The organism is Arthrobacter sp. SRS-W-1-2016 (genome assembly GCF_002009585.1).
In the GTDB taxonomy this organism is placed as follows: domain Bacteria; phylum Actinomycetota; class Actinomycetes; order Actinomycetales; family Micrococcaceae; genus Arthrobacter; species Arthrobacter bambusae_A.
Genome location: NZ_MTPV01000057.1, coordinates 1 through 22,061, shown reverse-complemented (window position 1 = coordinate 22,061; position 22,061 = coordinate 1). Strand labels below are relative to the sequence as shown.

Below are 22,061 nucleotides of genomic sequence, written 5' to 3'. Positions count from 1 at the left end.
CAGCGCTAGGGGGCAGCGGGCGCCTGGCGGAGGTCTGCCACGTCAGCGTGGCATTTGATGCGGTGTGTGTCCGAAACCTGGATGATGGGCGGGACCACCGTGCGGCAAACGTCGCGGACAATCGGACACCGGCTAGCGAAGGGGCACCCGAGCTCGGGCGGGGCATCAGGGATTTCGTCCCGGACACCTTGCGCCTTGGCCCCGTGGTCATCGCCGAGTTCGATCACCGAGTCCAGCAGGAGCCGGGTGTATGGATGGGAGGTGTGAGAGAAGATCTCTTCCACCGTGCCGTCCTCGACGATGCGTCCGAGATACAGGACCACTACACGGTCCGCTACTGACCGGACGACGGCGAGGTCATGGGTGATGAAAAGGAAGCCGATGTCCTTGTCCCGGCTCAGGGTGTCCATCAGGCGCAGGATGGAGGATTGCACCGAGACGTCAAGCGCTGACACAACCTCGTCCGCCAGGACGAGGGACGGGCCGGCGGCAATGGCCCGGGCGATGCCAACCCGCTGGCGTTGACCACCCGAGAGCTGGCCGGGCAATCGTTGAGCGAAACTGGCCGGGAGTTCCACCTCTTCCAGGGCCCGCTCCACGGTGGCTCCTTTGACGCCGAAAAGCGTCAGGGGCCGCGCGATAGCCGTCCGGACCGAGTGCCTCGGATTCAGCGAAGTATCGGCGTTCTGGAAGATCAACTGCACGGCTTGGCGGAGTCTCTTGGGGCGACTAGACACAGTCCGGGCCAGATTGCCGCCACTCTCCCGGTGGTTTGCAGACCCGTCACCGGCCCCGGTGAGGGACATCTGTCCCCCTTCGCTCTTTTGCAAGCCCGCAATCGCGTTGGCGATGGTGGACTTTCCGGAACCGGACTCGCCCACAAGCGCCACAATCTCGCCGGCGTTGACCTCAAAGCTGACATCCTGCACTGTGGGACCCGTCCCGGGAACCGGCCTCTTGCGGTAGTCGATTGTCAGGTCCCGGACGGTCAGCACGGGCTTGGCCTCCCGGGGCGGAGTACGGATGTACAACTCCACGGCGCCTTCCCGAACGGTCCCGGCGTCGATGACTGCCTGATCCATTCCAGGAGGGATGCCTGGGGTGTCGATGCGCGGCACGCTATCTATGAGGCCGCGCGTGTATGCATGTTGCGGCTGTGCAAGGATGCTTCGGGTCAAGCCGGACTCCACCACCGCACCTTTGCGGAGCAGGGCGATGTCCGTGCACATCTTGTCAATGACGCCCAAGTCATGGCTGACCATCACCATGGACATGCCCAGCGTCTGCTGCAGCTCCGTCAGGAGGTCAAGGATGGCAGCCTGCGTGACCACGTCCAGCCCCGTAGTCGGTTCGTCGAGGACGAGAAGGGACGGATTTGCGGCGAGCGCCATGGCAATGCCGATGCGCTGTTGTTGCCCGCCGGAAAACTGATGCGGGTACCGGTCCAGCGCTGGCCCGGGGTTGGGAAGCCTGACCAAACGGAGCAAGTCCTCGGCCCGGGCGCGCTGGGCGGCCTTGTTTCCCTTGAGGTGGTGAAGGACTTCGGCGATCTGCTCTCCGATCTTCATGGTGGGAGTCAGCGCGTTTCCGGCATTCTGCGGGACCATCGCAACCTCAGCCATGCGAAGGCGGCGCAGCTCCCGCGGAGCGAGCGCGAAGACGTCCTGGCCCGCAACGTGCACGGATCCGTTTGACACGAACGACGTGCTCCGCAGGGAGCCCAGCAGGGCACTGGCCAGCGTGGATTTCCCGGAACCCGACTCCCCTACCAGCCCCAAAACGTGGCCGCGCCGCAACTGCAGGGTCACGTCCTTGAGGACGTCCACCTGGCGCTTTCCCGAGAGGTAGGAAACGCTGAGGTTCTGGATCCGGACAATGTCCGTTCCGCTGCGCATTGTTGCTTCATACGTGGTGTCGGCTGCATCTATCGTCACTAGCCCAGCACCTCCTTCATTCGGTCGATGCCGAAGCTCTTCGCAAGCCCATCGGCCGCAAGGTTGAGTCCAACAATCAAGGACGCCAGCGCCGCGATGGGCGACAACGTGGCCAATGGCACCACAGCCATCAAGTTCCGGTTCTCGGCAACCATGAGGCCCCAATCCGGCGTCGGTGGGCTGGCGCCGAAGCCCAGGAAGGACAGCGAGCTGATAAGCAGCACAACCCAAGAGGCCCGCATGGCGAATTCCACCAGGATGATGTCCAGGACATTGGGGAAGACTTCCCGGACGAGGATCGAGAACATCCCCTCGCCCCTAGCCTTGGCTGCGGTGATGAAGTCCTTGGGCATCACATCCATTGCCGCGGCCCGGACAATACGGGTCACCCCGCCGGTGTAAACCACCACAACGGCCAAAATGATGACCCAAGGACCGGTACCGAAGATGGTCACCACCACCAACATGGACAGGATCGCCGGTACCGCCAGCACCGAATCCAAAACCCTGGTGATGATGTCATCCACAATGCCGCCGCGGTACGCTGCGATCCCCGCGATGACGGATCCCAGCAAAACCGTCAGCGCGGTGGCAGTGAAACTGATGGCCAATGCGTACTGGCCACCAAACAAGGTTCGCGTCAGGGTATCGCGGCCGAGGGCATCCGTGCCCAGCAAGTGGGCCCCGGAGCTCTCTTGCAGTGCGCTCATCGCATCCGTGGCGATCGGATCATAGGAGGTCAACACCGGGGCCAGGACCGCCACGGCGATGTTCACTATCACCAGAGCAAAGCCGAAAGTGGCTGCCCGGGACTTCAGGATGGACCGGACGGTCCGTGCAAAGCTGCTCGGGGACTTGGGGGCCGCGCCTTTGGGCGCCGGGGCCGTCGTCGTCATTGCGCTCATTTGCTGCTCCTCGGGTATCGCAGCCGCGGATTCAGCAGAAACGCTGCAAAGTCCGCCAGCAGGTTGCACACCACATATGTCAACGCGCTCATAACCGTGATCAGCAAGATGGTGGGAAGGTCACGCGTTTGGACAGACCTGATCATCAGGGTGCCGATCCCTGGATAGTTGAAAATGCTTTCCACAACCACCACACCGCCGATCAGCCAAGCGATGTTCATGGCGATCACATTCAAGGTGGGCAACATGGCGCTGGGCAGGAGGTGTTTGAAGACTACCCGTGAAGTCGAGTTGCCCTTCAGGATGGCTGTCCGGACAAACTCGCTCTCCATCACGTCAATCACCGAGGTGCGCATCATCCGGATGATGTAGGCCGCAAGAACGCAGATCAGGGCCCCGGCAGGTAACCACACAGAGGGTAGAAGATCCGTGAGGGAAGCGTTCTGCCCCGCAATCACCACTGCCGGGAAAATCGGGATGTAGATGGAGAAGAGGAGCACCAGCACGGTGGCGACCACAAACTCCGGAACGCTCATTCCCACAAGCGCCAGCGTGGAAATGGATATGTCCGGCCACCGGTCGCGGGTCAGGCCGGCAACAAGGCCCAGTACAAGGGAGAGCAGGATGCCGATCACGATGGTGATGCCGGCCAGGAGGGACGTGTTCACCAAGGCGGAACCCACCTCCCTCGCGACGCTGCCGCCGCCGACGAGGGAGTTCCCAAAGTCGCCGTGCAATGCATTGCCGAGCCAAGTAAAGAAACGTGAGACAGGCGGCTCATCCAATCCGAGTTGTTGCCGCATAGTGGCCACCGCCGACGGCGTGGCGTTCTGGCCCAGCAGCTGGGTGGCCGCATCTCCCGGCAGAGACTGGATGGCACTGAAGACCAGCACCGTGGCCAGCAGCACCGTGAAGACGGACCAACCCAACCGCTTGGCGAAAAACGTGAGCACTACGCACGCAGCCCGATGTTGATGTAGTCGAATTCGAAGCCGTGCTCGCTGTAGTTGACTACCTGCTTGCTCAGCCCGGTGATCCGGTCGGAGAAGAACGGAGTGAGAGAGCCGCCGTCGTCGACCAGGATTTTCTGCGCATCCTGGTAGAGCGTCTTCCGCTTGGCCGGGTCCACGGTGGCGCGGGCCGCATCCAGAGTCTGATCGAACGTGGCATTCGAGTACGCGGTCTCGTTGTACGAGGACCCGGTACGGAAGATCTGGTTCAGCAACTGGTCGATGGGGCGGCCGGTGTACCAGTAGGTGGTCATCAACGGCTTCTTCATCCAGACGTCGGTGAAGTAGGAATCCGCAGGAGAGTTGGTCACGGCCAGGTTGATATTGGCGGCTTTCATGGAACTCTGCAGGGCCAGCGCGAGCGGCGACAGCACCGGATCGTAGCTGGAGGTGTAGATGGGCACATCGAAGTGGTCAAAGCCCTTTGCCTTCAGCAGGGCCTTCGACTTATCCGGGTCGTAACCCAGGCCATAGTCGAGGTAGTAGGCCTCGGAGGGCGGCACGGGATTGTTGTGCGCGATGGTTCCGTTGCCCTGCACCGCCAGTTTGAACACGTCGTCAGGGTTGTAGGCATGAGCGAATGCGCGGCGGATATCCGGGTCTTTGAATTCCGGGCTGGTGTTGAGCATGGGTACCGGATACCACTGGGCGTTCTTCACGCTGGAGACCGTTGCGACCGAAGAGGCCGAAACCGTCTTGGCGGTGGCGAAGTCGAGGTTGGTCTGGGCAACCAGGTCAACCTGCCCTGCTAGCAAGGCGTTCACCCGGGCCTGGGTGTCGGCAATGGAGGAGAACTCAATTCCGTCCAATGCTGGTTTGTCGCCGAAGTAGTTGGGGTTACGCACGATGGAACCGGGCCCTGCTGCCGTGAAACTCTTCAGTTTGAACGGACCAGTGCCGATGCCGGTGGCACCGATAGTGGCCGCGGAACCAGCGGGGATGATGTAGCAGTTGTAACCGGTCAACAAGCTCGCGAATTCGGCGTTCGGAGATTTCAGGGCAAAAACCACGGTTGTGGCATCCGGAGCCTTGATGGAATTGCCATCGACAAAGGGGGAAAGCACCCCGGCCTGCGGAGACTTGGTGGCCGGATCCAGGATGTGCTGAATCGAGAAAATGACGTCCTGTGCTGTGAACGGCTTCCCGTCGTGCCAGGTCACACCCTTGCGCAGGACGAAAGTCCAGGTCATCGCGTCTGCCGACAAAGTCCACGACTCGGCCAGGTCCGGAAGCAGCTCCCCCTTGGCCGAAAGCTTGACCAAGCGGTTGTACAGGGCGCCCAGGTATTCATAAGCGGACAAGGAACTGGCAGGGTCCAAGGTTTCGGCCTTCGACGCCGGCGGCCGGGCGATGCGCAACGTCCCGCCCTGGCGGGCAGTGCCGGTCGCGGCTCCCGTGGTCGACGACGACGGGCTGACCCCGCAGGCTGCGAGGACCGCGGGGGCCAGCAACAGGGCTGAACCGGCGAGAAGGGTGCGCCGGGACAGCCACCCTGTTGGTGCTTCGATCCGTGAATCCATGGTGCCGAATCCTTATCTTTATTTCTTCCGCGAACGATCTAATTCATGTACTGTACGAATAAATCGTCTGGGAGAGCAATAGTTCCCTGAATAATTTAACCGCCCTGAAACAAAGGGCCATTTCACCGGGAAGGCCCCAATTGTGACCGGATGGTACCGAAGACCAGATGTGCTGATGGTGCTGTCTTCCGCGCCCACATACGTGGCTACCCGCGAGGCCCTGAAAGTGATGGACCCCCAGGACCTGACGCCGCTGCGCTACTTGGGTGCCGCCGTCGTGCTTGGCTTGATCTTGCTGGTCCGGCGCCAGCGGCTTACGCTGCGGGGTCGTGATATTCCGAGGATGCTGGTCGCTGGATTACTTGGGTATGCAGGATTCGGGCTGCTGCTGAACCTAGGGCAGACGACCGTTCCAGCAGGAACAACAAGTCTCCTCCTGAACATCTCCCCGGTCTTCGCGTTCGCCCTGGGTCATCTCATGTTGCGGGAGCGAACGTCCGGCCTGGGCTACTGGGGGATGCTGCTCGCAGTAGCGGGCGTCGTAGTCATTACGCTGGGCGATTCCGTGGCCGTCGGCTTCAACGGCGACGCCTTGTACATCGTGGCAGCCGCCCTTCTTCTGTCAGCATTCCTCATCGTCCAACAGCCCCTGCTGGCACGCGTCCCCCCGCTCGAAGTGGTCTTCTGGGGATCCCTCATCGGTGGAGTGGCAACCCTGCCGACCGCCCGGTTCGCAGTGACGCCGGCTGGGTTCACATTGAACTCGTGGCTGGCATTGGCCCTGCTCGTGGTGATCTGCACCGTAGTGGCCTACGGTTTCTGGAACGTCTCGCTGTCGCGGACCAGCGTGGCAGAGGGAGGTTCGCTCCTGTACGTCGTGCCTGTGCTGTCCCTGTTGCTCGGGTGGATCTTGCTGGGCGAAGTCCCCAGTGTCGCCTCACTCCTGGGCGGTACGGCCGCATTGGCCGGCGTCATCTTGCTCTCCCGGGCAACCGCATCCATCGCACCCGAGAAAGAACTGGAGCCCGCACCATGACAGTCCCCCAATTCGAGGAGGAATACGTCGAAATTCCGCTCCCTGCGGCCGCGTCGGCCAAGCTCGCCGATATCGCCGCCTCCGCCACGGCGGACGTGGGGGCATTGCTGACGACCATCTCCCTCTGGCGCCCGGGGACCCGGGACCTGGTCCGGGTGTTTTCCACCATGCCGGGGCTCTACCGGTTGGGAGGGATCTCAAGCGAACTGGGTGAAGACTGGCTCCAGCACTGCGTTGTACAACAGGAATCATTCCTCGCCTCGGACCAGGGAGCCATCGACTCCGATGCGTTCGAACACCAGGATGTCCTTGGCGCGCTCCATCTCGGCGCAGCGATCAACGCGGTAATCGTCCACAACGGCCGATTCCTCGGCTGCCTCAATCTGCTGGACGTCGCGGGCGCGTACTCAGAGCCATCCGTCCGACGCGCCGAGGCTTACGCCGAGCAGCTTGCGGAGGTCCTACGCGCTCTCTGAGGTCCGGGCTACCCCCGGGCATTACTTCCGCGCGCGCCATTCAGAGTCGAGCATTGCGTAGATGACTTCAGTGGACCATTGGCCCTTGTAGTGCCAGTTGTCCACAAGCTCGGCTTCCCGGCGCATCCCAAGCCGCTCGCACAATCCCGACGACGAGGTGTTCAGGGCATCCAATTTGGCGTCGATCCGGTGGAACATCAGCTTCTCAAAACCCAGGCGGAGGACGGCCTCGGCTGCCTCGGCGGCGTAGCCCTGGCCCCGGCTTTCCGGAGCGAGGATCCAGCCGATTTCGGCCTGCCCCGTGCCCGGCAGCCATTTGAGTACCACTTCGCCAAGCAGCCCCGGCGAGTCCGCGCGCTCTATGGCGAGGCACACCCAGTCGCCCTCTTGCTCGAAGGTGAAGTTGGCGTAACGGCCGAGCGCTTCCATGGACTGCGTGAGGGTCAGCTCTTGCCGGAGCAGGAACCTGGCAGTCTCGGGCAGTGACTGGTAGCCGTGGAATCGCTCCAGGTCAGCGGCCTCAAATCGGCGAAGCACGAGCCTCGCAGTCCGGATGGGCAGTTCGATAAGCGGCATGACTCGAGGCTACTACGTCGGGTTTTTGGGGGTCCGGATCGGGCCCGCCGAGCGGTCACCTCTTGACAGTTCAAGCAAACTGGGATTACCTAATGAACATTCGGTAAATAAAGCTGGAGGCAATGACGCATGGTTGAGACCACCCTTTCTGGCGCAGCGCAGCACCAGATCCTCAAGAACGACTACGCCTCCGAGTGGATGGGCCTGGAGGTGCTCAAGGTCGACGACGGCCACGCCACCGTCCGCATGAAGCTCCGGCAGGAAATGCTCAACGGCTTCGGAATGGCCCACGGCGGAATGATCTTCGCCTTCGCTGATTCAGCGTTTGCCTTGGCATGCAACCCAGCCAACCCCTCGCCGTCGGAAGCCGACACCATAACTGTCGCCGCCGGCGTCGACATCAACTTCCTGAAGCCGGCCTATCAAGGCCAGGTGATCACCGCCGTCGCGAACCGCCGCGCCAACAACGGCCGCAGCGGCCTGTACGACATCCAAATCTTCGCGGCCGACGCAAGCCAAGCCGCCGCAGCCGGCTCGCCCGAGGATCCGGGCAGCTATGGCGAGCTCATCGCCGAGTTCCGTGGCCGCAGCCGCACCATCTCCAAGAAGTAGGAAGACCATGACACAGAACACCGTCGCCGCTCCCGACGCACCGCTTAACACCGCACAGCTGGATCGCGAAGAAACCATCTCCCGCGACGAGCTCGAGGCCCTGCAGCTCAGCCGCCTCCAGCACACCGTGGCCTACGCCTACGATCGCGTGCCGCTGTACAAGCGCAAGTTCGACGACGCCGGCGTCCACCCTTCGGATCTCCGTGAACTGTCCGATCTCGGCAAGTTCCCGTACACCACCAAGGAAGACCTTCGCCAGGAATACCCCTTCGGGATGTTCGCCGTGCCCCAGGACGAAGTAGCGCGCATCCACGCGAGCTCGGGTACCACGGGCCGGCCGACCGTCGTCGGGTACACCAAGAACGACCTCGCCAACTGGGCAACCCTGGTGGCCCGCTCGCTTCGCGCATCCGGGGTCCGTCCCGGAATGAAGGTCCACAACGCCTACGGCTACGGCCTGTTCACCGGCGGCCTGGGCGCCCATGCGGGTGCCGAAGCGCTCGGCTGCACCGTCATCCCGATGTCCGGAGGCCAGACCGAACGCCAGATCCAGCTGATCCAGGACTTCAAGCCGGACGCCATCCTGGCAACGCCCACCTACCTGCTCACGATCGCCGACGCGATGGTCCACATGGGTGTCGATCCGGCGTCGACCTCGCTCAAGTACGCGGTGCTCGGAGCCGAACCGTGGACCGAGGAAATGCGGCACGAGCTCGAAACCACCATGAACATCAAAGCGTGCGACATCTACGGGCTCTCTGAGGTCATGGGCCCGGGCGTCGCGGGCGAGGCCGTGGAGACCCAGGATGGCTGCCACATCTGGGAGGACCACTTCCGGCCGGAGATCATCGATCCGTTCGATCCCTCGCGCGGGGAAAGTGCCGTGCTGGCCGACGGCGAACCGGGCGAGCTCGTCTTCACCTCGCTCACCAAGGAAGCTCTGCCGATCATCCGGTACCGCACCAAGGACCTCACCCGCCTGCTGCCCGGCACCGCCCGCCCCGCGCACCGCCGCATGGGCCGCATCACCGGCCGCAGCGACGACATGATCATCCTGCGCGGCGTGAACCTCTTCCCCTCGCAGATCGAGGAAATCGCCCTGCGCATCCCCGAGCTCAGTCCTCATTTCCAGCTCGAGCTCACCCGCCCAGAGGGCAAGCGCATGGATTCGCTGACGGTCAAGATTGAGCGCCGCGAGAACGTTTCGATCGAGGCGGGTACGACGGCGGCACACGCCTTGCGCGAGCAGATCAAGATCCATGTGGGTTCTTCGTGCGTCGTCGACGTCGTAGAGCCGGGTTCGCTCGAGCGTTCCAACGGCAAACTGCGCCGCGTCTACGACATGCGACCCAAGAGGTAACGCGGCCCGGCGGATACACGGATCAACCGAACGTTCATGAGAAAATGGCCAGCATGCCTAGTGAAACAGTAACCAAGCGGGGACGCCCCGGATACGACCAGCAATCAGTGCTGCTCATCGCCGTCGACGTCTTCAACCGCCACGGCTACGACGCCACGTCCATGGGCATTCTGGCCGAAAACCTCGGAATCTCAAAGTCGGCTATCTACCACCATGTGCCGTCCAAGGGCGACCTCCTGAAGCTCGCCCTGGAGCACGCGCTAGGTGGGCTCGAGGCCATCCTCGAACAGCCCGAAGCTGTGACCGGGGCAGCAGACGCCCGCCTGGAATTCGTGCTGCGGCAGACCATCGCCGTATTGGTGGACCGGCTGCCGTTCGTCACGTTGCTCCTGAGGCTCCGCGGCAACACCGACATTGAGCGCGACGCCCTGGAACGGCGTCGTGCCTTCGACCACAAGGTGGCCGCGCTGATCTCGGCCGCCCGCGAAGAAGGCACGCTGCGCCAGGACATCGATCCCCGCACCGTGACCCGGCTCCTGTTCGGCACCATCAACTCGATCGTGGAGTGGTACAAACCGGGCGGCTCGCTCTCCCCGCAGCGCCTGGCCGACGACGTCATCACCATGGCGTTCGACGGCCTGCACGCCTCGGCGTAGGACGGTTCCGGGGCACCCCTCCGTCCCTCTCCCTGCCCTCCCCCTGTGACGCCCGCTCACATATACGGCCCTTTCAACCGACGCCCGCTCACATATATCCCCAAGTGGCAGAACGCTCGCTCACTAAAAAGTGAGCGAGCGTTCTGCGTGGTGCGGTGATGCTTTTCAGAGCTGGTATTCGGCCTGGATACCCAAGCTTTCGTGGACGCAGAGGACATTGTTTTCCGTGTCCATGAACCAGGCGCAACGATCGGCGTCGGTAGTACAAATGTGGTGTTCGGTCTTGAGATCGGGGAGATCATAATCCCGGAATTCGACGCCGCTCGCCTCCATTTCGCCGACTGTCCGCTCGATGTCGCTGACTTCAAAGGAAAGGGCAGTGTGCGATGAATGCATGCCGTCCTTGATGGGCATCAACTGCAGCATGGGACCACCATCGATGCCGAACAAATCATTTCCATCCCAGGTCATGCCGCGATGAGGGAGGCCGAGTTTCTCTGCGTAGAAGCTGCGGGCTCGGTCCACGTCGTCGACGGGCAAGACGGTTGTGGCTGTTCTCAGTGCTAGGTTCACTTCGCCACCTCCTACGCAAAAAATCTTACGCCGCACGCGATCGGAAAGACCTTGTGAGCAAACTTTGGTCTGGCCCGTTGTCAGGGCGGCAGCCTCGGCCTACGATGTGCAAAGCCCCCTCGCAGGGGAACAACTCCGGGACCTTCCCTCAACGGGTGATGGGAGCACCGCAGGAGGCCCGAGTCCTGGACATCACGGGACGGGAAGACAATGACGAAATATCTGTTCGAAGCAAACTACGTCGGCGACGGAATCAACGGGCTGTTGCGCGAGGGCGGCACCAAGCGCCGCGATGCTGTGGTCGATGCACTCAAATCCGTAGACGGATCGCTCGAATGTTTCTACTACGCTTTCGGCGAGACCGACGTCGTCGGGGTCTTCGAAATCCCTGACGCGGCTAGCGCCGCCGCCCTGTCACTCATGATCAATGCGACTGGCGCCGTGCGCCTGCATTTGAAGCCGCTCATGACGGTTGAGGATCTCGACGAAGCTGCCAAGAAGACCCCGGCATACCGCGCCCCCGGGCAATAGAACTCCTCAGACACGGAACGCTCCCCAGTGCTGGGGAGCGTTCCACGTATGCAGGCACAGTGAGCGAGCGTCGGGCCAAACACCCTCATACGTGAGCGGGCGTCGGGCCAAACACCCCCATACGTGAGCGGGCGTCGGGCCAAACACCCCCATACGTGAGCGGGCGTCGGGCCAAACACCCACATACGTGAGCGGGCGTCGGGCCAAACACCCTCATACGTGAGCGCGCGTCCGAAGGGGGTTACTTCTCGACGAGGGTCAGGACGTCGTAGGTGGCCACGATTTCGTCGTTCTGGTTGGTCAGCACGGCGTCCCAGGCTACCTCGCCGTATTCGTCGGTCTCGCGGGGGGTGATCTTCTTGGCCGTGAGCGTGACGCGGATCGAATCCCCTGCGGCCACGGGTGTGATGAAGCGCAGGTTCTCCAGGCCGTAGTTGGCTAGGACGGGACCCGGAGCAGGTTCCACGAAGAGTCCTGCGGCCCAGCTGAGCAGCAGGTAGCCGTGCGCCACGATTCCCGGGAAGAACGGGTTGGCTTCGGCCGCTTCCTGGTTGGTGTGGGCGTAGAAGGTGTCGCCGGTTGAGTTGGCGAAAGCGGTGATGTCGTCCAGGGTGACCTGCCGCAGTTCGGACCGCACGGCATCACCGATCCGCAGAGTAGCAAGTGATTTCCGGAACGGGTGCGTACCTTCCGTCTCCACCGTGAAGTTGCGGTCCGCGCCTGCGTGCCAGACTCCGGTCACTGCCGTGAGCATGTTCGGCGAGCCCTGGATCGCGGTGCGCTGCATGTGGTGCATGACGGAACGGATACCACCGAGTTCCTCGCCACCACCGGCGCGGCCCGGGCCGCCGTGGACCAGGTGCGGCACGGGCGAGCCGTGGCCGGTTGACGAGCGGGCGTCCTCGCGGTTGAGCATCAGGACGCGGCCGTGGTGCGCCGCGATTCCGGTCACCAATTCGCGGGCGACCGCAGGATCGTTGGTGCACACGGAGGCCACGAGGGAGCCGCCACCGCGGGCGGCGAGGCGGACGGCATCGTCGAGGTCCGAGTACCCGATCACGGACGACACCGGACCGAATGCCTCGAGCGAGTGGACTGCTTCCGAGTCCACGTCGGCCCAGCTCAGGACGACCGGAGACATGAACGCGCCACCCTCCACGACACCGACGGTGCCGTCGAGCGAGGTGACCGACGGCGAATCGAGCGTCCCGTACGCAAGCTCACCACCGGCGTCGAGCATTGACTGCACTGCGGCGCGGACGTCGGCGAGCTGCTCGAGGGACGCGAGGGCGCCCATCGTGACGCCCTCTGCGCGGGGGTCGCCGACCACGACGCGCTCGTCCACCCGCGCACCGATGGCGGCGACGACGTCGGACACCAGGGCCTCGGGCACGATAGTGCGGCGGATCGAGGTGCACTTCTGGCCGGCCTTGACCGTCATTTCGGTGACGACCGACTTGATGAACGCGTCGAACTCGGGGGTGCCGGGCACGGCGTCGGGGCCGAGGATGGCGGCGTTGAGGGAGTCGGTTTCCGAGGTGAAGCGGACGCCGCCCTGGACCACGTTGACGTGGGACTTCAGCGAGTTGGCGGTGGAGGCGGAGCCGGTGAAGGCGAGAATGTCGCGGTAGTCGAGGTGGTCGAGCAGGCTGCGGGCGGATCCCGAGATGAGCTGCAGCGAGCCTTCCGGGAGGATGCCCGACTCGACGATTGCCTTGACCACGACGGCGGCAACGTAACCGGTGGGGGTGGCTGGCTTGACGATGGTGGGGACGCCGGCGATGAACGCAGGCGCGAACTTCTCGAGCATTCCCCACACGGGGAAGTTGAAGGCGTTGATCTGCGCTGCGACGCCCGGGATGCGGGTGTAAATGTGCTCGCCGGCGAAGGAACCGTCCCTGGACAGGACTTCCATGGGACCGTCCACCACGATCTGCGAGTTCGGCAGTTCGCGACGGCCCTTCGATCCGAAGGTGAAGAGCACCCCGATGCCACCGTCGATGTCCACCATCGAGTCGATCTTGGTGGCGCCGGTCTTGAAGGACGAGGTGTAGAACTCCTCGCGACGGCCGTTGAGGTACTGCGCCAGTTCCTTGAGCTTGAGGGCGCGCTGATGGAAGGTGAGCTTGCCGAGCTCGCGCTGGCCCACCGTGCGGCCGTAGTTCACGACGCCGGCAAGGTCCAGTCCGTCGGTGTTGACCGTTGCGAGGATCTCGCCCGTGCTGGCGTCGCGGACGGGCACGCCTGCGGTGGCGTCGGCGCTGGGGGTCCACCACTCGCCCTGGACGAAACTGGGCACGGTTTCAACGGTTGTGGCTTCCGGAGCGACTGCGGTACTGGTCATCGTCGACGGGTCCTTCCAAGGCACGGGCACGAAATGGACAGAACGACCGCAAATTACTGACCGGCCGTTCGGTAATATCCCCAGAATACATGAGAGGCCCGATCTGCACACTAGATGCCGCTTCGGGCGGCGTCCTTCTACTTCCCCTGAGCGTTGAGTTTGGCCCGGATGGCGGCAACTTCCGCACCGGAAACGCCGTTCGCTCGTAGGAAGGCGAAGGTGTCAAGGGAATGCGCGAATTCCAGGAGGCTGGCCGTGCGTACGGACAACATCGCTTCAAGGGCGTCTTCCTCGAGGAAAGGATCATGGGCGTGAGGGGCGCGATGGTGACGGTGGCGCTCGTTGATTCCACGCATTCCCTGCTGGTAACCCCGCACGATTTCCTCGTCGCTCGCTCCTGCCAGATTCTGCAGCATCACGGCGATGATCCCGCTACGGTCGCGCCCGGCCGCGCAGTGCACTACCACCCCGTCGGGTGCCGCGGCGATGGCCTTGAAAACTGCGGCGAGCTTGTCCGGGAAGAGCCGTACATAGTCGGCGTAGTGGGCAGGGTCCTTCAAATACGGGCCAAAGAGCTCGGTGAATTCCTTGTCCTCCGGGTCCTCGGTGGGGCAATGGACGATGTCAAAGCGCGCGGTCGCCTCCGCTGAAACCTCGGGATCGACCTCCCTGGGCTGCTGCTCACGAAGAGTCCGCAAGTCGATCACGGTGCGGATGCCGGCGTCGTACATTTGCTGCCACCCGGCGTCCGTGAGCCATTCCCGCCGCCCCATCCGGTACACGCTTCCGGCGATGTGCCAGGCGTTCACCGCACCGTCCCAATGGACGCCCCGCTGCTTGGCGGCGGTTGAGATCCCATCCATACCGGACAGCTAACCACATGCAGGATAGGTGAGCGAGGGTTTCCGGGGAGGCGGATATAGGTGAGCGAGCGTTGGCAGGAAGGGCGGGCCGTTAGCTGGCGACCAGCGACTTCGTCAGGATTGTCCCGCCGACGCCGATCAGGACAGTCCCGGATCCACCCGTGATGATTCGCTTCACCCGGGGACGGGCCAGTGCCGTGGAGATTCTCTTGAGCGCATGAACCAGCGCGACATACCAAACCAGCGCGGTGAGCAGAAAGATGCCCGCCATCAACGCGTGCTGGCCCAGAGGGGGAAGCGGTGCGAGATTGAATTGGGGGAAAAGGGACAGATAGAAGACGGCGACCTTGGGGTTGAGCAGATTGCTCACCATTCCTTGAAGGAATGGTGAGTTACCTCGGAATCCAAGCCTGGGCTCAGGGGCCGCGGTGGGTAGATTCCGGGGGCGTCCGAAGGCCTCAAGCAGGGCGCGGGTCCCCAGGTAAAGCAGGTACGCGGCACCGGCGATCCTGATGACGTTGCCCAGGGCTTCCGACGCGCTTAGGAGCGCCGTGACGCCGAGCACGGCGAGAAGGGCAAGGATCGTGTTGCCTACCATGATTCCGATCGCGGTGGTCGCCGCTGATCCAGGTCCGCGGGGCGCGTTTTTCAGCACCAGGGCAAAATCGGGTCCTGGAACGAGGACCACGACGACGCAGGTCAGCGCGAACGCCATGAGTTGTTCGACCATGTGGGGCTGCTTCCGGAGGAGGGATGTGGCTCGGGCTAACCCAACTAACTCGCACTTAATGTCGTTATGAGCGCTCAAAACGACATCAATTGCGAGCTACTTGGGGAGGCGCTTCGCGAGCCTGAATTCGAGGCCTGTGCGGACAGCGGGCCACTCGTGTTCGAGGATCGAGAACACCACGGTGTCGCGGAGCACGCCGTCCACAGTCCGGGAGTGGCTCCGGAGGACGCCGTCCTGTTTGGCGCCCAACCGTGCGATGGCCTCGCGGGACTGGTGGTTGAGCCAGTGCGTCCGGAATTCGACGGCGGGGCAGCCAAGGGTTTCGAACGCATGTCCCAGGAGCAACAGTTTGGAGTCCGGGTTGCTCCCGCTGCCCTGTGCCGAAGACGCGTTCCAGGTGGAGCCGATCTCGACGCGCGGAGTGGCGGCGTCGATGTTCATGTATGTGGTCATGCCGATGAGCTTGCCGTCCGCCTTCGACCGCGTGGCGAACGGCAGCATGGATCCTTGCTCCTGCAGCCCAAGCCGGCGGTCGATCTCCGCGGCCATGCCCTCCGGCGTCGGGACCGAGGTGTACCAGAGTTTCCACAACTCGCCGTCTTTGGCGGCATCCACCAAGCCGTCGTGGTGCTCGGTGCTAAGTGGTTCCAGGGTTACGAAGCGACCGTCCAGGGTCACAGGTGCAATGAGGGTCACCCAGCCAGCCTAACCGACCCAACTGACTCGCAGTTGTTGTCGTTATGGGGCCTGAAAACGACAACAACTGCGAGTCAGTTGGGGTGCCGGGGCAATTGCCTGTGGATAACCCAAAATGGCGTTCCAGGATTTGCAACGATAAGGCGATGAAGACCCCGCAACCGTTGCCGGCGCTGCTGGCGCACGCCCCGTTCACCTTTCAAGAAGCGGTCGACGCCGGCGTGAGCCGACGGCGGTTGCGGCACCAATCGCTGCCCTCGCCAAGCCGCGGCATCAGGATTCCAGACCAGTCACTGGTCCAAGGACAGCCGAGGGACGTCGGTTTCGTCCGGCCTTTCACTGCTGTGACCGAGTTTTCGGCTGCTTCGCACGCAACGGCTTTCGCCCTGTGGCGGTTCCCTGGATTTTTGCCCGGCACGGATGATCCGCGCATTCACATTTCACGCCCGGACACCATGGCCATTCCTCGGCGAACCGGGGTGGTTGGGCATGTAGGGCAGTTCTTCGACGACGAAATCACGAGTCTTGATGGCCTCCTGGTCACCACGCGCACCAGGACCTGGCTCGATGTGTCCAGGAGGATGAGCGTGGATGAATTGACCGTTGTTGCCGATTATCTGGTGCGGATCCCGCGCCCGGAGTTTGAAGGCCGGACAGAGCCGTACGCAACGTTGGAACAGCTGGCCGACATGCTGGACCGGCACAAAGGCACGCCGGGAATCCGCAAAGCACGCCTGGCTCTCGAACAGGCACGGATCGGCTCAGACTCTGCCCCCGAAACCCGGCTCCGGCTGGCCCTCGAAAATGCCGGGCTGCCCGAACCGCAACTTAACGTAGCCACTGAGCTAGGTGCCGGCGTCGTGCGTCAACCGGACCTGGGCTATCTCGAACACCGCGTGGCGGTCGAATACGACGGCGAGCCGCATTCCGAGCCGGCCCAGATAGTCCGGGACATCGCCCGCGAAGAGGATTTCGCCCGTGCCGGATGGCACTTGGTGAGGATCTCAAAACGGCACACGGAGAACGACGCACGGTCCGCCGTCGCGAAAATCAGTGCCGTACTCCTGGACCGCGGTTGGGCGCCCAAGTAGCAGTTGGGCGCCCAAGTGACTCGCAGTTGTTGTCGTTTTGGAGCCTCAAAACGACATTAAATGCGAGTCAGTTGGGGGACCCGAGGCGCTAGTCAGTCCAGTCGAAGAATCCCTTGCCGGTCTTGCGGCCCAGTTCGCCGCGGGCAACCTTGTCGCGCAGGATCTGCGGCGGGGCGAACCGCTCCCCCAGCGTCGAATGCAGGTATTCGGCGATGCCCAGGCGCACATCCAGGCCTACGATGTCCGTGGTTTTCAGTGGTCCCGTGGGGTGCTTGTAGCCGAGCACCATGGCCGCGTCGATGTCCTCGGCAGACGCGACGCCTTCTTCAACCATGCGCATCGCCTCGAGCGCGATAGCAACACCCAGCCGCGAGGAGGCAAAGCCCGGTGCGTCGTTGACGACGACGGCGGTCTTGCCGAGTGCCTCGGTCCAGCTTTTCGCCGTGGCGGCGAGCTCGGGCGACGTCTCCTTGGCCAGGACGACCTCGATGAGCGTGGAAGCCGGGACAGGGTTGAAGAAGTGCAGGCCCACGAAATTGGCGGGCCTGCGCAGCTGCGACGCGAGGCCGGTCACGGAGAGCGACGAAGTGTTGGAGGCCAGGAAAGCGTCAGCGGAGAGGTGCTCCTCCACAGCCTTGAGGGCCGCAACCTTGAGTTCGTAGTCCTCGGGCACGGCTTCGACGACGAGTCCGCAGTGGACGAAGGAGTCGTAGTCGGTAGAGGTGCTGAACCGGGACAGGGCCTCCTCGGCTGTTTCCGCCAGGGTGCCACGCGCAACAGACCTGGCCACCGCCTCGGCAACGCGACCTTGCGCGGCTGCGGCGGATTCGTGGTCGCGTTCGACGACGATCACGGTGGCGCCCTTGATCAGGAAGGCGTGGGCGATACCGGCGCCCATGCGGCCACCGCCGAGGACACCGACAACATGCGGGATGGCGGACGTTGCTGTCATTTTCGGGTCCTGTCTGGGTTGTCGCTGGACGGGTTGTCGCTGGACGGGTTGTCGCTGGATTGCTTGGCGCTCTTCTTGTCCAGGAACGCCTGCATGCGGTCGAACTTGGCCTGCGATTCGAAAAGCATGCCTTGGGCCAGGGTGTCGATTACGGGATGCGCTTCGGCCGGAGCGTGGAACACGGATTTGGTGATCCGGACAGCCAGGGGGTCCTGCCGGCCGATCCGGTCGGCAAGGTTGTGGGCCGCTTCCATCAGCACGGGGGCATCATGGATCTGGGTGATGAGGTTGATGCGCAGGGCTTCCTCGGCCCGGAGAACGGCGCCCGCCAAGAGGATTTCCTTGGCAATCGGCTCCCCCACGAGTTCCTTGAGGCGCCACGTTGCGCCGGCCGCGGCCATGATGCCCAGTCCGGTTTCCGGGTTGCCGATCCGCAGGCTGGGCGTGCCGATGCGGAAGTCCGCGGCGTAGGCGAGTTCGGCCCCGCCGCCCAGGCAATAGCCGTCCAGGGCCGCGATGACCGGCATGGGCAGCTTCGCGATCCGCACGAAAATCGTGGAGTTGATGCCGCGCAAAGCGTCGTCGCGCCGGCGTTCCCTCAACTGGCCGATATCGGCACCCGACGCGAAAACGCCTTCGACGCCGGCAATGATCAGGATTTTCGGCTCGCGTTCAAGGTGATCGCACACTCGATGGAGTTCATCCACCATCTGCTGGTCGATCGCGTTGCGCACCTCGGGCCGGTTCAGCAGGACGGTGACGCGATCCTCGCGCTCCTCGATGAGCAGGGTTCGGAATTCCTCGGGATTCAACGCCATTACATGCCTTCCAGGAGGATGGCCGCGCCCTGCCCGACGCCGATGCACATCGTCGCGAGGCCGATCTTGCGGTCGGCGCTGCCCAGCTCGCGTTCCATGCGGCCCAGCAAGGTGATCGCGATACGCGAGCCGCTGGAACCGAGCGGATGCCCCAGGGAGATCGCACCGCCGTCGAGGTTGACGACGTCCGGATCCAGGCCCAAGCGCCGCATGCTCGCGAGCGATTGCGTCGCGAAGGCTTCATTGAGTTCGACGGCGCCAAGGTGACCGACCGTGAGCCCGGACCGGGCCAGGACCTTCTGGGAAGCCGGAACGGGGCCGATGCCCATGATTTCCGGTTCGCAGCCGGCCGAGCCGCCGTCGATGATGCGGGCCCTCGGGGTGAGGCCGAACTTCTCGATGGCAGCCTCGGACGCAACGATGATGGCGGACGCGCCGTCGTTGAGGGAGGAGGAGTTGCCCGCCGTGACAACGGAGCCGCCTGCGACTACTGGGCGGAGACCGGCGAGGACCTCCATGGTGGTTCCCTCACGTGGGCCTTCGTCCGTGTCCACGATCGTCTCGCCCTTGCGGGTCTTCACCGTGACCGGCACGATCTCTTCCTTGAACCGGCCGCCGGCAATGGCGGCGAGCGCGCGTTCGTGCGAGCGGACGGCGAAGGCATCGGCGTCCTCGCGGGAGATGCCGTCCACGCGGGCGACTTCCTCGGCAGTTTCCGGCATGGAATAGGTCATCTTGCCGCCGCGGGACAGCTCGCCCTTGCTGAAGAGGGGGTTGGCGAAGCGCCAGCCAATCGACGTGTCGAAGATCTGGCCCGGCTTGGCGAAGGCTGCGGTGGGCTTCTCCTGCACCCAGGGGGCCCGGCTCATCGACTCGACGCCGCCCGCCACCACGATGTCCGCAGCGCCGGCCTTGATCATGTGGCTGGCCATGATGATGGCGCTCATTCCGGAGGCGCAGAGGCGGTTGACCGTGATTCCGGGGATGTGGAGGGGCAATCCCGCGAGAAGGGTTGCCATGCGGGCAACATTGCGGTTTTCCTCGCCGGCGCCGTTGGCGTTGCCCAGGATGACTTCATCGATCGCGTCGGGGTCGACGCCGGCACGGGCCACGGCTTCACGGACCACGAGCGCTGCCAGGTCATCAGGCCGGACCGCGGAAAGCGCGCCGCCATAACGGCCTACAGGGGTGCGGGCACCGCCAACAAGAAAAGCCTCGACCATGAGAACATCCTTCGCGAAGGGAGCGGGGCCGGCGAATAATTTACCGACCGTTCGTTCTATAAAGATTACACGGCGCCGCGCCGCGGTCAACCGTCACTCAAATCACCCGGATACCCAGGTGTCCGGCCAACAGGGGTGCCAGCAGTGTGAGCTGGTAATCATCGATGACGACGCCGGAGAGTCCACCAAGTCCATTGATCATCCGGAAGTCCGAGCCACGCAGATCCACATCCTTGAGCTTGGCCCCCGAGACATCCAGCGTCCCGATGGTGCAATCCTTGAGCACCATCCGCGTTGCGGAGCAAGCCCCGAGGTCGAGTTCGTTGATGATGCAGCCCGTGATCACCACATCCGTGAGCTTGGATCCACGCAGGTTCAGGAAGTCCAGCTTGCCGCCGTCGATCTTCACTGAGTGCCAGGCGCCCTCGTACATCTCCGCCGAACCCCACCGCGGGTTGCTGATCTCCACTTCACGCCACGAGGTCCGTGCAGCGGTGAACACCGGGGCGTAGGGCTCATTCAGGATGCAGTCCCGGAAGGTCGCGCCACGCAGTTGCGCCTCGTTGAAGGAGACCTGATTGAATTCACACTCAATGAAGTCCGCTCCGCTCAGCTCCGCTCCGTCGGCCACGGCGCGGGTGAGTCGGACGCCGTCGTACCGTTCCCCGCGCTGGAAGTCCGGAGTGGGATCGTCGCGAAGCTCGTCGAGCCTGATCGGGGAGATCCGGGGTGCCGTCACCTTGGCAACCGCCATCAGAGCGTCTCCGCTTTCGCCGCGATCTCGACGAGATCCTTCGCAAGCGCCTTGCGGGTGACGCTCATTCCGAGCTTTCCGAACGCGGCCATCAGGACCCTGCTGAAGAATGTCGGCTTGAGGACTTCGGCGCCGAAGAACAACGCGAGCTCGGTCCCGCCGTCGCGCTCTTCGAGGGTGAAGCGGGTGGTGTAATCGGCGCCGCCCTGCCTGGCCTTGACCGTGGTGGCGCGCGGAGGATCACACTCGGCAACGTGCATTTCCACGGTCTCTTCCCTGCCCATCATGGCGCGGGTTTCCCTCCACCGCGTGCCCACACCATAGGGTCCCTCGCTGAGCATCTGAATGGCTTTGACTCCGGAAAGGGTCCTGGCAGAGCCCGGAATGTCGGAAATGACGGCCCAGACTTTCTCCCGCGAGGCGTTGACATGCTGGCTGAGCGTGGTGCTGTGGTCCATGCATCGAGCCTAATGGCGACCGCTGACAAAAGCCTCCGGCGAAGACATTCGCGTGGTCTGGCAGGATTGCACCATGGTGCACATCGACTTGAGCGCTCAAAGCGCGCTGGCAGGAGGCTCGAAGACCCTGCGGGGTTACCTGGCCGAGCCCGACGGCGAAGGACCGTTTCCCGGCGTCGTGCTCATCCATGAAGCCTTCGGCCTCGACGAGGAGATGCACAGGCACGCGGACCGGCTGGCCGCGGCCGGTTACTTGACGCTCGCCGTCGACCTTTACAGCGACGGCGGCGCGAGGCGCTGCCTCGTGGCAACCATGCGCTCACTGGTCGCGGGCACGGGGCGGGCATTCACGGATGTGTCCACGGCACGTTCCTGGCTCCGCAGCGATGCCCGGTGCACAGGAAAGGTGGGGGTCATCGGATTCTGCATGGGCGGCGCCTTCGCCCTGCTCATGGCCCACGACGAGTTCGACGCCGCCTCCGTCAACTATGGCCAATTGCCACGGCACCTGGAGCAGGCTTTGGAAGGCGCCTGCCCCGTGGTGGCCAACTACGGAGCCAAGGACCGGTCAATGCCCGGAGCGGCCGCGAAGTTGGAGGCCGCCCTGACGACGCTCGGGATCGAGCACGATGTCAAGGAATTCCCGACGGCGGGCCACGCCTTCATGAACGGCGTTGCGGTCGGACCCCGGCCTCTGCGGCCGTTGATGCGGGTGATGGGCATCAAACCCGATCCGGCCGCGGCTCCGGAAGCCTGGCAGCGGATCGAGGACCACTTCGCGAAACACCTGAAAGGCTGAGCCGACAACGACGGCGGGCGCCCCCGGGGAGGGCGGCGCCCGCCGGCGGGGGGGGGGCCCCCCCGGGGGGGGGCCCCCGCGGGGCGCGGGGGCGGGGGGGGGGGGGGGGGGGAGCGGAAAAACGCGCGGTTCGGGGGGGGGGTG

At 63.9% G+C, this 22,061-nt stretch carries 23 protein-coding genes; 8 read left to right on the top strand and 15 right to left on the bottom strand.

The features are described 5' to 3' along the window. Nucleotides 1–5: 5 nt before the first annotated feature. From BMF89_RS13975 to BMF89_RS13960, 4 genes are read right to left on the bottom strand one after another with little or no spacing between them, the layout of a single operon-like run. Nucleotides 6–1,934, bottom strand: coding sequence for an ABC transporter ATP-binding protein (locus tag BMF89_RS13975; protein WP_139359662.1), 1,929 nt, complete (start codon nt 1,932–1,934; stop codon nt 6–8). Continuing rightward, nucleotides 1,934–2,839 carry an ABC transporter permease gene (locus tag BMF89_RS13970; RefSeq protein WP_078107713.1) on the bottom strand — a complete coding sequence of 302 codons (906 nt, stop codon included), beginning with the start codon at nt 2,837–2,839 and terminating at the stop codon, nt 1,934–1,936. The genes BMF89_RS13975 and BMF89_RS13970 overlap by 1 nt, the downstream gene beginning before the upstream one ends. Then, nucleotides 2,836–3,792 carry an ABC transporter permease gene (locus BMF89_RS13965; RefSeq protein WP_078107712.1) on the bottom strand — a complete coding sequence of 319 codons (957 nt, stop codon included), beginning with the start codon at nt 3,790–3,792 and terminating at the stop codon, nt 2,836–2,838. The genes BMF89_RS13970 and BMF89_RS13965 overlap by 4 nt, the downstream gene beginning before the upstream one ends. Beyond that, on the bottom strand, nt 3,792–5,369 hold the full coding sequence (locus BMF89_RS13960) for an ABC transporter substrate-binding protein (RefSeq protein WP_078107711.1): 1,578 nt from the start codon (nt 5,367–5,369) through the stop codon (nt 3,792–3,794). Before BMF89_RS13960 ends, BMF89_RS13965 begins: the two co-directional genes overlap by 1 nt. A gap of 175 nt (nt 5,370–5,544) precedes the next feature. Between BMF89_RS13960 and BMF89_RS13955 the strand changes: the two genes are divergently transcribed. Continuing rightward, nucleotides 5,545–6,405: a DMT family transporter gene (locus BMF89_RS13955; protein ID WP_078107710.1), complete on the top strand. Its 861-nt coding sequence runs from the start codon at nt 5,545–5,547 to the stop codon at nt 6,403–6,405. Continuing rightward, the gene (locus BMF89_RS13950; protein WP_078107709.1) at nt 6,402–6,881 is read left to right on the top strand and encodes a hypothetical protein; all 480 of its coding nucleotides are present in this window, start codon (nt 6,402–6,404) and stop codon (nt 6,879–6,881) included. Before BMF89_RS13955 ends, BMF89_RS13950 begins: the two co-directional genes overlap by 4 nt. Nucleotides 6,882–6,902: 21 nt before the next feature. Here the strand turns inward: BMF89_RS13950 and BMF89_RS13945 are convergent, their stop codons facing one another. Next, a complete protein-coding gene (locus BMF89_RS13945) occupies nt 6,903–7,457 on the bottom strand; it encodes a GNAT family protein (RefSeq protein ID WP_078107708.1) in 555 nt (184 codons plus the stop codon). A gap of 129 nt (nt 7,458–7,586) precedes the next feature. On the opposite strand from BMF89_RS13945, the gene BMF89_RS13940 reads away from it, so the two are divergent. The 3 genes from BMF89_RS13940 to BMF89_RS13930 are packed head-to-tail and all read left to right on the top strand — an operon-like array spanning nt 7,587 to nt 10,085. Beyond that, a complete protein-coding gene (locus BMF89_RS13940; RefSeq protein WP_078107707.1) occupies nt 7,587–8,069 on the top strand; it encodes a hotdog fold thioesterase in 483 nt (160 codons plus the stop codon). A gap of 7 nt (nt 8,070–8,076) precedes the next feature. Then, nucleotides 8,077–9,429 carry a phenylacetate--CoA ligase PaaK gene (gene paaK, locus BMF89_RS13935; RefSeq protein WP_078107706.1) on the top strand — a complete coding sequence of 451 codons (1,353 nt, stop codon included), beginning with the start codon at nt 8,077–8,079 and terminating at the stop codon, nt 9,427–9,429. A gap of 53 nt (nt 9,430–9,482) precedes the next feature. Further along, on the top strand, nt 9,483–10,085 hold the full coding sequence (locus BMF89_RS13930) for a TetR/AcrR family transcriptional regulator (RefSeq protein WP_078107744.1): 603 nt from the start codon (nt 9,483–9,485) through the stop codon (nt 10,083–10,085). Between the two features lie 165 nt (nt 10,086–10,250). On the opposite strand, the gene BMF89_RS13925 is transcribed toward BMF89_RS13930, so the two are convergent. After that, nucleotides 10,251–10,658 (bottom strand): VOC family protein, encoded by a 408-nt coding sequence (locus tag BMF89_RS13925; protein ID WP_078107705.1) that lies wholly within the window; start codon nt 10,656–10,658, stop codon nt 10,251–10,253. Between the two features lie 210 nt (nt 10,659–10,868). Here BMF89_RS13925 and BMF89_RS13920 point away from each other — a divergent pair, with 210 nt between their 5' ends. Then, nucleotides 10,869–11,189 (top strand): GYD domain-containing protein, encoded by a 321-nt coding sequence (locus tag BMF89_RS13920; RefSeq protein WP_078107704.1) that lies wholly within the window; start codon nt 10,869–10,871, stop codon nt 11,187–11,189. 241 nt (nt 11,190–11,430) lie between these two features. Here the strand turns inward: BMF89_RS13920 and paaZ are convergent, their stop codons facing one another. The 4 genes from paaZ to BMF89_RS13900 form a co-directional block, all read right to left on the bottom strand. After that, nucleotides 11,431–13,533 (bottom strand): phenylacetic acid degradation bifunctional protein PaaZ, encoded by a 2,103-nt coding sequence (gene paaZ / locus BMF89_RS13915; protein ID WP_078107703.1) that lies wholly within the window; start codon nt 13,531–13,533, stop codon nt 11,431–11,433. Nucleotides 13,534–13,670: 137 nt separating this feature from the next. After that, a complete protein-coding gene (locus BMF89_RS13910) occupies nt 13,671–14,396 on the bottom strand; it encodes a tyrosine-protein phosphatase (protein WP_078107702.1) in 726 nt (241 codons plus the stop codon). 91 nt (nt 14,397–14,487) lie between these two features. Then, nucleotides 14,488–15,126 (bottom strand): LysE family translocator, encoded by a 639-nt coding sequence (locus tag BMF89_RS13905; RefSeq protein WP_078107701.1) that lies wholly within the window; start codon nt 15,124–15,126, stop codon nt 14,488–14,490. A 96-nt stretch (nt 15,127–15,222) separates the two neighbouring features. After that, nucleotides 15,223–15,822, bottom strand: coding sequence for a GNAT family protein (locus BMF89_RS13900; protein WP_078107700.1), 600 nt, complete (start codon nt 15,820–15,822; stop codon nt 15,223–15,225). Nucleotides 15,823–15,968: 146 nt separating this feature from the next. Between BMF89_RS13900 and BMF89_RS13895 the strand changes: the two genes are divergently transcribed. Continuing rightward, the gene (locus tag BMF89_RS13895) at nt 15,969–16,913 is read left to right on the top strand and encodes a hypothetical protein (RefSeq protein WP_078107699.1); all 945 of its coding nucleotides are present in this window, start codon (nt 15,969–15,971) and stop codon (nt 16,911–16,913) included. An 88-nt stretch (nt 16,914–17,001) separates the two neighbouring features. Here BMF89_RS13895 and BMF89_RS13890 read toward each other — a convergent pair whose 3' ends face one another. The 5 genes from BMF89_RS13890 to BMF89_RS13870 all read right to left on the bottom strand — a co-directional run bounded on the left by BMF89_RS13890 (nt 17,002) and on the right by BMF89_RS13870 (nt 21,118). Then, nucleotides 17,002–17,865, bottom strand: coding sequence for a 3-hydroxyacyl-CoA dehydrogenase family protein (locus BMF89_RS13890; RefSeq protein ID WP_078107698.1), 864 nt, complete (start codon nt 17,863–17,865; stop codon nt 17,002–17,004). Next, nucleotides 17,862–18,683 carry an enoyl-CoA hydratase/isomerase family protein gene (locus BMF89_RS13885; RefSeq protein WP_078107697.1) on the bottom strand — a complete coding sequence of 274 codons (822 nt, stop codon included), beginning with the start codon at nt 18,681–18,683 and terminating at the stop codon, nt 17,862–17,864. Before BMF89_RS13885 ends, BMF89_RS13890 begins: the two co-directional genes overlap by 4 nt. Continuing rightward, a complete protein-coding gene (locus BMF89_RS13880) occupies nt 18,683–19,906 on the bottom strand; it encodes an acetyl-CoA C-acyltransferase (protein WP_078107696.1) in 1,224 nt (407 codons plus the stop codon). The genes BMF89_RS13885 and BMF89_RS13880 overlap by 1 nt, the downstream gene beginning before the upstream one ends. Nucleotides 19,907–20,003: 97 nt before the next feature. Then, nucleotides 20,004–20,660, bottom strand: a complete 657-nt coding sequence (locus BMF89_RS13875) for a pentapeptide repeat-containing protein (RefSeq protein WP_078107695.1) — start codon at nt 20,658–20,660, stop codon at nt 20,004–20,006. Beyond that, a complete protein-coding gene (locus tag BMF89_RS13870; RefSeq protein ID WP_078107694.1) occupies nt 20,660–21,118 on the bottom strand; it encodes an SRPBCC family protein in 459 nt (152 codons plus the stop codon). The genes BMF89_RS13875 and BMF89_RS13870 overlap by 1 nt, the downstream gene beginning before the upstream one ends. A 73-nt stretch (nt 21,119–21,191) precedes the next feature. Between BMF89_RS13870 and BMF89_RS13865 the strand changes: the two genes are divergently transcribed. Further along, nucleotides 21,192–21,917: a dienelactone hydrolase family protein gene (locus tag BMF89_RS13865; RefSeq protein WP_078107693.1), complete on the top strand. Its 726-nt coding sequence runs from the start codon at nt 21,192–21,194 to the stop codon at nt 21,915–21,917. The last annotated feature ends 144 nt before the right edge of the window (nt 21,918–22,061 follow it).